The 12,551-nt window shown below is 28.8% G+C and carries 12 protein-coding genes and 1 pseudogene; 5 read left to right on the forward strand and 8 right to left on the reverse strand.

Translation table 11 applies throughout. The features are described 5' to 3' along the window. The 4 genes and pseudogenes from Q0K52_RS02370 to Q0K52_RS02385 all read right to left on the reverse strand — a co-directional run. A pseudogene (locus Q0K52_RS02370) lies at window positions 1-193 on the reverse strand (hypothetical protein); the annotation flags it as partial. A gap of 49 nt (window positions 194-242) precedes the next feature. Continuing rightward, on the reverse strand, window positions 243-689 hold the full coding sequence (locus Q0K52_RS02375; RefSeq protein ID WP_297296071.1) for a hypothetical protein: 447 nt from the start codon (window positions 687-689) through the stop codon (window positions 243-245). Between the two features lie 16 nt (window positions 690-705). After that, a complete protein-coding gene (locus Q0K52_RS02380) occupies window positions 706-1,572 on the reverse strand; it encodes a DnaA/Hda family protein (RefSeq protein WP_297296073.1) in 867 nt (288 codons plus the stop codon). Then, window positions 1,538-2,482 (reverse strand): hypothetical protein, encoded by a 945-nt coding sequence (locus tag Q0K52_RS02385; protein ID WP_297296075.1) that lies wholly within the window; start codon window positions 2,480-2,482, stop codon window positions 1,538-1,540. Before Q0K52_RS02385 ends, Q0K52_RS02380 begins: the two co-directional genes overlap by 35 nt. A 455-nt stretch (window positions 2,483-2,937) precedes the next feature. On the opposite strand from Q0K52_RS02385, the gene Q0K52_RS02390 reads away from it, so the two are divergent. Then, entirely contained in the window at window positions 2,938-4,134 is a 1,197-nt protein-coding gene (locus Q0K52_RS02390) for a tetratricopeptide repeat protein (RefSeq protein ID WP_297296077.1), read from the forward strand. A 522-nt stretch (window positions 4,135-4,656) separates the two neighbouring features. On the opposite strand, the gene Q0K52_RS02395 is transcribed toward Q0K52_RS02390, so the two are convergent. The 4 genes from Q0K52_RS02395 to Q0K52_RS02410 are packed head-to-tail and all read right to left on the reverse strand — an operon-like array spanning window position 4,657 to window position 8,125. After that, complete coding sequence (locus tag Q0K52_RS02395) at window positions 4,657-5,784, reverse strand: sodium ion-translocating decarboxylase subunit beta (RefSeq protein ID WP_297296079.1); 1,128 nt, start codon at window positions 5,782-5,784, stop codon at window positions 4,657-4,659. A 15-nt stretch (window positions 5,785-5,799) separates the two neighbouring features. Further along, window positions 5,800-6,201 carry a biotin/lipoyl-containing protein gene (locus tag Q0K52_RS02400; protein WP_297296081.1) on the reverse strand — a complete coding sequence of 134 codons (402 nt, stop codon included), beginning with the start codon at window positions 6,199-6,201 and terminating at the stop codon, window positions 5,800-5,802. 21 nt (window positions 6,202-6,222) lie between these two features. Beyond that, entirely contained in the window at window positions 6,223-6,543 is a 321-nt protein-coding gene (locus Q0K52_RS02405; protein ID WP_297296083.1) for an OadG family protein, read from the reverse strand. 37 nt (window positions 6,544-6,580) lie between these two features. After that, a complete protein-coding gene (locus tag Q0K52_RS02410; RefSeq protein WP_297296085.1) occupies window positions 6,581-8,125 on the reverse strand; it encodes an acyl-CoA carboxylase subunit beta in 1,545 nt (514 codons plus the stop codon). A gap of 338 nt (window positions 8,126-8,463) precedes the next feature. Between Q0K52_RS02410 and Q0K52_RS02415 the strand changes: the two genes are divergently transcribed. The 4 genes from Q0K52_RS02415 to dapA all read left to right on the forward strand — a co-directional run bounded on the left by Q0K52_RS02415 (window position 8,464) and on the right by dapA (window position 12,542). Continuing rightward, window positions 8,464-9,108, forward strand: coding sequence for a hypothetical protein (locus Q0K52_RS02415; RefSeq protein ID WP_297296087.1), 645 nt, complete (start codon window positions 8,464-8,466; stop codon window positions 9,106-9,108). Window positions 9,109-9,260: 152 nt separating this feature from the next. After that, window positions 9,261-9,902: a hypothetical protein gene (locus Q0K52_RS02420; RefSeq protein WP_297296089.1), complete on the forward strand. Its 642-nt coding sequence runs from the start codon at window positions 9,261-9,263 to the stop codon at window positions 9,900-9,902. Between the two features lie 501 nt (window positions 9,903-10,403). Further along, window positions 10,404-11,591 (forward strand): M20 family metallopeptidase, encoded by a 1,188-nt coding sequence (locus tag Q0K52_RS02425; protein WP_297296091.1) that lies wholly within the window; start codon window positions 10,404-10,406, stop codon window positions 11,589-11,591. A 69-nt stretch (window positions 11,592-11,660) separates the two neighbouring features. Further along, window positions 11,661-12,542: a 4-hydroxy-tetrahydrodipicolinate synthase gene (gene dapA, locus Q0K52_RS02430; protein ID WP_297296093.1), complete on the forward strand. Its 882-nt coding sequence runs from the start codon at window positions 11,661-11,663 to the stop codon at window positions 12,540-12,542. The last annotated feature ends 9 nt before the right edge of the window (window positions 12,543-12,551 follow it).

Here is a 12,551-nt window from a genome sequence, read left to right on the forward strand (position 1 = left end):
AAATCCATATAGTACCTTCGTATTCCCCAGTAGGGCATACAGAAAAATCAATATTTTCTTTAGTTTCTTTATTACTAATTTTTGAAATAAATCTTTGTATAGCATTCATGACAGTATTGGCTTCTGCTATATCATCAGACATAAAAGTTATGCCAAAACGGCCTTTATCTTCTATAAAGTTTACTTCTCTCATTGTTCTTATCCTTTATTTATTGTTGCTCAAAATACTTTAATTATAAAAACTAATTTAATTCTGATTCTTCTAGCTTATGAAATAAATCTAAAGGCTTAGTCAAATCAACTTTTTTCATTCTGTAATTTTCTATATAAGATTGATGACTTACAACTTTAGCTTTAGCTTTTTCTGTATCTTCTATAGCTCCGTTAAAAATATATATATCGCTGAATATAATCCAATTGAATAATTGTACATTCTGCCATTTATAACAGCTTCTTGCATAACCGCAATCTTTTATCTCTAATTTTTCTTTTAATTCTTCCTCTATGTAAACATCTTTAGCTTTATATTCTCCTACTTTTACAAATAGCTCTCTTTCATATATACCGTTTGAGTAGTTATCTATGATTTTTATTAATCCTAGACTTTCAAATAACTCTATATCTTTTGTTATATTTCCATCCCAAAATATAGCAATTTCAGTATTTCTAATTTTTCTGCATAACTGCATAATGAACTCCTTATTTTTATGATGCTAATTTATTAGATTTGATTTCAGATTTATACATTTCTAATTCAATAATATTTAGGTTTAATAATCTGCTTGTTAATCTGCCTTTGATTTCCTCAATATTATCTTTCCTTGTTTTTATATTTAAACTGTTCATTAAACTGCTATAACTTTTATTTGATGTAAGAATAACTGTTTTTTCCAATTCTCTTATTTTGTCAAATAATTTATAATACCCTTCAGCAGCATAATGAAATCCCACGCTGTCAATATCATCAATCATAATAATATCAGCAAATTTTATATTCTCTATTTTTGCATCTATGCTTGATTTCAAATCTCTATCCTGAGAATTTTTATTGAATAAGTTTTTATGCATATCTTCAAAAATAGAAGCTTTCATATACAATGCTTTGATATCATTAATAGCATATATCTGCCATAACATCTTCAGCATTGTAGTTTTTCCTGTTCCGCTTTCTCCCTCAATATATAGAGAATTCATACTTCCTAAGTCTAAATATTTTTTTATACTGCTTACTAGATTTTGATTATTAAACCTATCAGCAAAAATATTTAATGTCATGTCATTGTCCAATTGACTAAATACCATATTATATTTTTTTATTTTTGTTTCCAGCTCATCTATTTTCCTTTCCAGCTTACTTTTTTCATCACTCACGCAATGACAGATAATAGGAAGTAGATTTTTTTTAGAAGATGTATCAGGATTGCTGCCTATAACAAATCCAAACTCATCGCATCTTGTGCAGTGCGGATCTTTTCCATCTCTTGCAGTTTTCTTTAATTCTTCTAAATGTTTTTTATAGCTCAGCAGGCAATAACTGCTATCCGCAATTTGCAATTTTAGCATACGCTTCATCTATGTTTCCTCCTTTTTCTAATTCATTTAATAAGAAATCTAATTTATCAAGTCCTCGAGGTATTGAGTATTTTTTGTTATCTTCCTGTGTTTTATTTTTTTTGTTATCACTATTTTTGGGATTTTCATTTTTTTGACATAAAGCCATTCTTAATAAGTCTTGAAGTTTTAATGAGTATCTTTTATTTAATGATAATTTTAAAAAATTAAACTTTACTATAGACAAGGCTTCATCAAAATTATCATGCACACGTTTTTTGAATATATCAATTAAAAAGCTAGTATATATTTTATGATATTTATGATTGATTTTAACGCCTATTAGTTCTTTATGAAGCTCATTATATTTTTCTAAAAACTCTTCCTGTTTTTTATCCTCTTCTTTTTCCTCAGGAGTTTTTTCTTCTTCGCTTTTTTCTTTTTCATCTTTGATTAATTTCGGAGGCTGTAAAGGTTCTGTGTTTATGTCTTCATTAAACAAGCTAGGCTCATCATATTTCTGGTCTACAGGTGCATCCATATTTTGTATTGCCCTGTCTTCTTCAACAAGCATCTCTATAGCTTTTTTTAATCCTGAGAAATTATATACAGTTCCTTTTCCCCTGAATATATTATTTTTATATATATTCCTACTTGAAAAAGTCAAATACCCTTTTGCATATAGACTCTGTCTTTGTCTGTAATAATGCTGAGTCATCGGATTGATTTCTTTGTCTCTGATTTCTTTTTCTTTTCTCCAGCTAAGGCTCATTACAGCAATTATAAACTCAAACTCGCTTGCAGTAAGTCCTAGTCTTTTTCTGTAATAAATTAATGTGTTCGGTATCGAGGTAAAGCCTCTGTCAAGCATAGCATCGCCGTACGTTGCTATTAAGTATTCGCTTTTTACTTCTGGTGTTTCTGTAGTCATAGCACTGCTCCGCATAAATATTTTTTTGATTTGTTTTCAAATGATTTAAATAAATTTCTGATGTATTGATTTGTTATTTTTTTAACTGATGGATAGTTAAAAGATATGCTCAGATTTATATTAAAAAAGCTGTAAAAAAACTTTTTATTTGCTGTTATTATTTTCGATATTTTGAAAAGTTGATTTTGTTTTAAATCTAGTATGGTGAGAACACATACTAGATTTTTTAATTTGTAGGTAAGTATTAATTTTGAAACTTGTACCGCTTTCCATTTTCTTTTTAAATTCGCTAAAATAATAATTTTAAAGAGGTAAGAGAAGATTTAAAAGTAGAAACAAGAAAATGCATAGAAGAAATAAATAATTTTTTAAGCAGTATTGATGCTGATAGTTATACTGATTTTGACAGCTTCAATAAAAAAATAAAAGCTTTTAATGAAGAACTAAACAGAATAATGAAAGCAAGTGAAGATAATTTTGATACATATACAGATTTTATTAATAGTTTTTATTATGATGAAAATAAATTTAATAATGCTAGTGAAAGAGATATAAAATACTTAAAATTGCTAGATAAGTATTTGCAAAAAATAAATTATGATTTTGAAATTTATAAAGAAAGAGGCGATTTAAAAGCAGAGCTTGGACTATATAATGATGCAATATACGATTATAAAAAGGCATTAGAATTAAACCCTAATTATGATGAAGCTAAAAATGCACTAGAAAAAATTAATAAAAAAATAAGAAATATAAAAAACAAAAATATTTTCAATAGTGAAAGTGAAAAATATTATGCAGAGGGTATAAATTATTTTAAATATGAAAAATATGAAGAAGCCGTACAGTCTTTTAATAAAGCTATAGAATTAGATGATAGTAAATCAAAATATTATAGTGCAATAGGCAGAGTAAAAGAGTGCTTAAAACAATACGAAGAAGCAAAAAAAGATGCAGAAACAGCTTTAGAGTTAGATAGAAATAATGCTGAAATCTATTTAGTATTTGGAAATATAAATTTAGATTTATATGAGTATGCTGAAGCTATTAGAGACTATGACAAAGCAATAGAGTTAGACCCAATTTTTTCAATAGCTTATTATAACAGGGGAAATGCTAAATATTGTTTAAGACAGCATTTTGAAGCTATTAAAGACTATGATAAAGCTATATACTTAGACCCTAATTATAGTGATGCTTATTACATGAGAGGATATACTGAAAACTATTTAGAACAGTATACTGAAGCTATTAAAGACTATAACAAAGCAATAGAGTTAGACCCTAACAATAGCTATATTTATTACAATAGAGGAATATCTAAAGAAAATTTAACACAATATAAAGACGCATTAAAAGATTTTAAAAAGGCATTGGAATTAAACCCTAATTATAGTAATGCTTATTATATGAAAGGATATGCTGAAAACTATTTAAAACAGTATGCTGAAGCTATTAAAGACTATAACAAAGCTATAGAGTTAGAGCCTAACAATAGTTATATTTATTACAACAGAGGAGTATCTAAAGAAAATTTAACACAATATAAAGATGCATTAAAAGATTATAAAAAAGCATTGGAATTAGACCCTAGTAATGGATACGCTAAAAATTGTATAAAAAATATTCAAGAGATACATAGTTTTAATTAAACTTTACACATAGTTAATAATATTAATTTTATATTAAGCAAATTAAAAAATGGATATTAAAATTATAAAGTTACTAATAAAGAATAAAGGGCGGGAATGTAATTAATTTTATAATTGAAGAATTATTTTGCATGCCCACCCTCTACCCTTTCAATAACTTCTGATATTTATAAATTATTCTTCTTTAAAATCTAAACTCTTATTATAGCTGCCCACCCAGATTTTTTTAAATTTACAGCGTAAATACCGCACGGAAAATGAAGCTAAAAATATAAATCTGTTTGTAATTAAAATTTTATTATATTGTTAATTTTGTTCACCGTGCGGGAAAGAAATTTTAAAGTTAATCACCACTTGGGCGGGTGCTGAAATTTCTAATTAAGTAATTAAGAAATGGATATTAAAATTCAAAAACTTATAATAAAGAATAAAGGGCGGGATATATAATAAAAAAGCCCTGCTATTTGTACAAAAAATAGCAAGGCTTAAAATTCATTTATAAAAATAATTTAATAATCTTAATTAATGAAAAAATGTCAAAAGTATTCCCATAACAACGGCACCTGATATTATACCAGAAATATTAACTGCCATAGCATGAAGAAGCAAACAGTTAGAAGAACTATTCTCCTGACCATAAACATGGGCTCCCCAAGCAGGTACTGGAAAAGCACTTAAACCTGCAGAACCTATTATAGGATTAACTTTACCGCCGGATAATATATTTATAATCTTAGCAGTAACTATACCTATAGTAGTGCTTAATATCAATGACAATAAACCAAATACAAATATGATAAGAGTATTGAATGTCATGAAATATTCAGCAGTAGCAGAAGAACCTATAGCTATACCAATAAGCATTGTAAGTATTCCAGTTAATGACTTTTGTAAAGTAATAGAGAAATTCTTTATAATATCAGATTCTCTTAAAATACTTCCAAATAAAAGTGCAGCTATAAGAGGGAATGAATTAGCTAAGAATATACCGCAAAGCCCCATAGCAATAACAGCAAATATAATTTTCTCGCCTCTTGATACCTGTCTTAAATAATTCATAGGAATTTTTCTTTCTTTAGAAGTAGTTAAAACTTTTGTAAGAGTTGATTGTAATATAGGAAGAAGCTCCATATATAAATAAGCTGCCATAACAATAGCTGCAAAATATTTAGGCTCTGTAATTAATGAACTCATATACATAGCTAAAGCACCGTCAGCAGCACCTATAATTGAAGTAGCAGCAGATAAACCTTCACCCACATTTAATGAACTCATAATATAGAATACAATCAATATTCCTATTTGTGAACTTGCCCCTATGAAGAAGTTCTTAGGGTCAGCAAGTACAAGACCTAAATCTATCATAGTACCTACAGCAAAAAATACCAATACCGGATAAACTCCGCTATCTGCCCCACTATGCAAAAAACCTAAAAAACTTGTTACAACATCTTCGGTAAGTTTAGGAAGCGGCATATTAGCTGCTAATATGGCAACACCCATAGGAAGAAGAAGTAAAGGCTTCTTTTTATAATAGATGGACATATATATAAGATATGCACCTAAAAGTATCATTATAATTTGGGCAATAGTTGGCGGATAAAAACCTGTAAGTAAATTGTTAAAATCCAAACCTAAAGCATTATTCATATTTACCCCTTAATATTACTTAATTTGTAATATAACTTGACCTTCAACTACAGATGAACCTTTTTCAACATGTATAGATTTTACTTCACCTGAAGCAGGAGCTGTAACTTCATTTTCCATTTTCATAGCTTCCAATATAGCTACAACCTGACCTTCTTGTACTTTGTCTCCAACTGCCACATTAAATGATAATATAGTACCAGGCATAGTTGCTTTTACTGATATAGCATTTTCATCTATAGCTACAGCTGCTTTTGGTGCAGGAGCTGCTGAAGTTGTAGCTGCTGGTTTAGGAGCTGCAGCAGGAGTTGCTGTATTTACTACAGTAGCTGCCGGCTTACTTTTTTCAGATTTGATTTCCTCTACTGATACATCATATACTTTTCCATTAACAGTTATTTTATATTGTTTAATCATAATAATTATTTCTCCCTATTTTTAATTAACTTTATTTACTCTATCTACCATTCCCCATATAGGAGTTTTAGATTCTTTTATAGATGTAATAATGAATTTATTATTAGACATACCTGTATAAGCTGATATTGAAGCTGTAATTACTGCTACAAGTTCAGTATCATCAAGTAAATCTTCTTCTTTAGTTTTGCTTTCTTCTACTACTTTAATGATTTCTTCTTCTTTCTTTATATTTCTAGTTTTGAAAATCATACCCAAAATTATAGACAATATATAGAAAACTAAAGCAACAATCAAAACAGACATTATACCAAATATGGCAATAGCCGCATTATGTTCCATTTTTAATAACTCCTTAATAATTATTAATCAAACAAACTTATAGAGGTATATTACCATGTTTTCTAGGAAGTCTAGTTTCTCTTTTGCTTGCAAGTAAATGTAAAGCATTAATAAGATAGCTTCTAGTATATTCTGGTTCTATTACATCATCAACATAGCCTCTAACTGCAGCTCTGTAAGGATTAGCAAATTCTTTTTTGTATTCTTCTATTTTTTCAGCTCTAACCCTTTTAGGATCATCAGCTTTATCTATATCTTTTTTGAATATAATATTAGCAGCACCATCTGGTCCCATAACAGCAATCTCAGCAGAAGGCCAAGCATAAACCATATCAGCACCTAAATGTTTAGAACACATAGCTATATAAGCACCGCCGTAAGATTTTCTTATAATAAGAGTAATTTTTGGAGCAGTAGCTTCTGAATAAGCATATAAAAGTTTAGCACCATGTCTAATAACACCATTATGCTCCTGACCTACACCAGGTAAATATCCTGCAGTATCAACTAATGTAACCAATGGAATATTGAAACTGTCGCAGAAACGTATAAATCTTGCTGCTTTATCTGCTGCATTAATATCTAATACTCCAGCCATAGAATTAGGCTGATTTGCTATTATACCAACAGATTTACCATCAAGACGTGCAAAACATATAACTATATTAGTAGCAAATAAAGGCTGAAGCTCAAAAAACTCACCATTATCAACTACTCTTTTTATTATCTCTTTGACATCATAAGGTTTATTAGGGCTGTCTGGAAGTATAGCTGATAATTCTTCATCTGTTCTATTAGGATCATCTTCAGTATTTTCTAAAGGTACATCTTCCAAATTATTTTGAGGTATATAAGAAAGTAATTTTTTTACACCTTCTAAAGTAGAAATTTCATCTGGGAACATCAAAGAAGCAACACCAGAAGTTTTACTATGAACGAATGCTCCTCCAAGTTCTTCAGCTGAAACCTGTTCTCCTGTTACTGCTTTTACTACCTGAGGACCAGTAATAAACATGTTAGCAGTTTTATCAGTCATAAGTATAAAGTCCATCAAAGCAGGAGAATAAACTGCACCGCCGGCACAAGGTCCCATAATAACACATATTTGAGGAATTACACCAGAAGCCTGAACGTTTCTATAGAATATATCGCCATAACCTCTTAAAGCATCAATACCCTCTTGTATTCTAGCTCCGCCTGAATCATTGATACCAATACAAGGACAGCCCAATTTGATAGCCATATCCTGTACTTTACAAATTTTAGCAGCATGCATTTGTCCCAATGAACCGCCTATTACAGTGAAGTCTTGAGCATATACACATACTTGTCTGCCATTGATTTTACCGTATCCTGTAACTACACCTTCTCCAGCAACTTTGTTCTTTTCCATTCCAAAATCACTGCATCTATGCTCTATAAAAGCATCGATCTCACAGAAAGTATCTTCATCTAAAAGCTGCAAAATACGTTCTCTAGCTGTTAATTTACCTTTTTTGTGGCGTTCTTCTATTTTTTCTTTTCCGCCGCCTTCTTCTATTTTTTCTTTTCTTTTTCTTAATTCGTTAATTTTTTCTTGCATATTTATTTAAGTCCTTATTAGATTTTTTTATCTAACTATTAGATTTTAAACCAAAATTTAAATACCTCGTTAAAACAACATATAATTATTTTCTATTTATTGCAATCCTATTTTATCATTTTTGTACTTTTTAACAATTTAGTCGAAAGTTAAAAAACATAAAAAATAACTTGCAAAAAAGTTAGAATACTCTTACAATCTGAAAACAATTAATAATTCAAATAACATTATAGCATATAGAAATAAATAAACAAAAACTAATTATTTATATAGTTTATTTCTATCGCAACTATAATTTACTATATAGATATATACAATTTTTTAGGAGAGAAAATACAATGAAAAAATTTATTATAATAACAAGTATATTAGTAATGAGCATAAGCAGCGGACTTATGGCAAAAACAGGATTTAGTTTAGGTATAATGGTGCCTCTTGGAGCAAGTTTCAGTCATTTTAGCGGTAATGATGCTAAAACTTTAAAGTCTGATGTTGGATTTGAATTTGGAGTACATGTTCAGCCTGCATATTACTTTGGTTTTGATATGTTATCATTCGGTTTAGGCTTAGATTTAGGATATAACAGAGATGTATTTGCATTCAAAGCTGCAATGGACGAAACTTTAAAAGGCGGAGTAACTTTTGACAGTTTAATGATAGGTGTACTTCCTAGAGTAGATATAGCTTTTGTTTCTATAGGTGTAGGTGCTGGTGTAAAAATACCTTTAGGTGGAAGCAGCTATTTTAATGAAGGAAATGGATCAGAAACTTCTGAAAAATATAATTTAAATAAAATAAAAGGAAACTTTAAAAATCCATATATACCTTATATTAAAGGGGTTGTTGACTTTATGCTTCCTTTAAATTTGGTTTTGGGAGTATATGCTGCTTATGATATACCTTTAATTGAATACAAAGATCCTGGCAATAATATCAAAATGTCATCTTTTGATTTAGGTGCTGAAATTGGATTAAGATTCTAATCAAAATTAAATTAATAAAAAATAATACTTGAGGAATGCATATTTAATAATATGTATTCCTCTTTTTTTATCATAATTTTTTTTATTATAAATATATTATAGCTATTGTCGAATATATATGACAATAAAAAATATATAAAGGACTATAAAAAATGAAAAAAATAATAACAATTGCAAGTTTATTAATCATTGCATTAAGCGGAAATCTGATGGCTAAAACTGGATTTGAGGTAAATGTATTATTTCCTTTCGGAGTAAGTTTAGGAACATACACTGGAACTGATGCTTCTAAATACACTAAAGCTGATGCTGGTTTTGAATTTGGTATTCATGTTATACCTGGATATTATTTTGGAATAAGCAATATATCTTTAGGGATAGGTCTTGATATAGGTTATCAGAAAGATGTATTTGCTTTCGGATTAAAAGGAGAAAAAGGAAGATATGGTGCTTCTTTTGACAGCTTCCATCTTGGTTTGCTTCCTAGAATAGATTTAGCTTTCATCTCTATAGGTGTGGGAGGAGGATTCAAATTCCCTATAGCTGGACTTATGTATGATAAAAGAGGAGCAAACGGCATAGCTCAAGCTAGTATGTATGATACAAAAACTATATATAGAGAATTTAATAAACCTTTTATACCTTATGTAAAAGTAGCTCTTGATTTCATTTTGCCTCTTAATTTAACAGCTGGTATTTATATTGCTTATGATATACCATTTATGGAAAGTAAAACTTATGACTTCAAATTATCTAGTGTAGATTTAGGTGCTCAGCTTGGTATAAGATTCTAATTGTAAAAAATGAATTTAATATAAAAGGAATGCATACATATAATATGCGTTCCTTTTTTATATGATTTCCCATTCCTAAATTAGGGGTGGGCGGGCGGGCAGAATAAAACAATAAAAAAAATTTAAATGCCTTTATAATTCAGCACTATAAAATAATTTTATATTTCTTTTTATAAAAAATAATAAACTTCTTTATTGACTTTTACGATATTATCTTATATAATAATACTATCAATAATTTTTAAGGAGTTTGGAATGTACTCTTTGTTCACCTGTAATACAACCCAGAATAGTACTAATTCTTCTAGCTATTCAAATATTTATTTTCAACTTTCTAAATTCTATAAATCTTTCAAACGCAACTTATCAAAATCTAAGAAGTAATACTCTAATATAATTCTTTATTTAAATAATAAAACATATATAATAATTTTTTAATAACAGTATTTTATATACAATATGGTATAACTGTTTTAAAAAACTAACAAGGCGTATAAAATAATGCAAAATAGTAATTCTATAATATCAGATGATATACTCTTATCTATGAGAGAGTTTTTAATAGATTTAAGGAGAGATTTACATTCTCACCCAGAGCTAGGCTTTGAGGAATTCAGAACTATGGAGAAAATATCTTCTATACTTAAATCACTTAATATAAATCATAAAACACAGGTAGCAAAAACAGGCATAATAGCAGATATTGAAGGAGAAGATAAAACTTTTACAGTAGCATTCAGAGCTGATATAGATGCTTTACCTATGGAAGATAAAAAAAATTGCTCATATTCTTCAAAAAACAAGGGTAAATGTCATTCTTGCGGACATGATGTTCATACTACTATACTTACAGGAATAGCAAAATATTTTTCAGAAGTTACACCTCCATGTAATATAAGATTAATATATCAGCCTGCAGAAGAAACTACAGGCGGTGCATTACCTATGATTAATGAGGGAGCTTTAGAAAATGTTAATGTTATTTATGGGCTTCATGTACGTCCGGAAATAAGAGTTGGACAAATAAGTACTAAATACGGTTCAATGTATGCAAGTTCTAATATGTTTGAAGTGCATATAAAAGGCAAATCAGCACATGGAGCAAAATCATATAATGGAATTGATGCTATAATAGTAGCTTCTCATATTATAACACAGCTTCATAGTTATATATCTGCCTTTACTGACGGAACTACAAGACTTCATATAGGCACTATAAATGGAGGAACTGCTAATAATATTGTAGCTGATAATGTAAAAATGGAAGGCATTATTAGAATGTTATGCGATGATGAAACTAGAAACAAAAGATTAAATATAATAAAAAATATAGTTATAAATACTGGCAATAATTTTGGTGCTGAAGCTGAGTTTATAGATATACCTTCTTATCCTGCTTTAATAAATCATGATGAGGCAGTTAATATTATAAGAGAATCAGCATCAGAAATTTTAGGAAAAGAAAATTGCCTAGAAGAAAATGCCAATATGACAACTGAAGACTTCAGTTATTATCTTCAAAGAGTAAAAGGCTCATTTTTCAGTTTAGGTGTTTCAAATGATAAAATAAATGCACCTATACACAATGGACTTTTTGATATAGATGAAGAAGCTATTAATATAGGAGTGAAAACACAATTATTAAATGTTTATAACACTTATAAAAATAAAAATAAGTTTATAAATTAACATAATTATTTTTTATAATTTACTATGGTAAAAAAATAAAATGCAATATATAATTAAAGGAGATTGAATATGTCATTATTTGAAGGAGCAGGTGTAGCTTTAATAACACCATTTACAAAAGATAATCAGGTTAACTATACAAAATTAGAGGAGTTAATTGAATTTCAAATAGCAAATAAAACAGATGCTATTATTGCCGCAGGTACAACAGCTGAAAGTGCAACACTTACTGCTGAAGAAAGAATGGAAGTTATAAAATTCTGTATCGAGCGTACTAAAAAAAGAACTTTGGTAATTGCAGGAACTGGAACAAATAATACAGCAACCGCAGTAGAGTTCAGTAAAAAATCTTATGAATATGGTGCTGATATAGTAATGGCAGTAACTCCATACTATAATAAAGGTAATGAAAGCGGACTTATAGATTATTTCAAACAAATAGCTGCAAGTGTTAAATGTCCTGTTATAATGTATAATGTGCCTTCAAGAACCGGAGTTAAATTATCACTTAATGTTATAAAAACTTTATCTGAAGTTTCAAATATTAATGGTATTAAAGAAGCAAGCGGGGATATTAGTTATGTAGCTGATATAGCAAATATTGCACCTAACTTGGATATATATTCTGGTAATGATGATATGGTTACTCCAATGCTTGCTTTAGGTGCTAAAGGGGTTATATCTGTTACAAGCAATATTATACCTAAAGAAAATCATGACATGGTTATGAATTTCCTTAATGGTAATGTTAATGAAGCTATTAAAGCTCAAGTTAAATATATAGATTTAGTAAGAGCTATGTTTATAGAAACTAATCCTGTACCTATAAAAGAAGCTATGAACATAATGGGTTTTGAAGTTGGTGAATGCCGTTCGCCATTGGGACCTTTAAGTGATAAAAATAGAGAATATGTAAGACAAATATTAAATAAATACGGATTAAAAAAATAAATATTTAAA

This window comes from uncultured Brachyspira sp. (assembly GCF_944390845.1).
GTDB classification, from domain to species: Bacteria; Spirochaetota; Brachyspiria; order Brachyspirales; family Brachyspiraceae; genus Brachyspira; species Brachyspira pulli.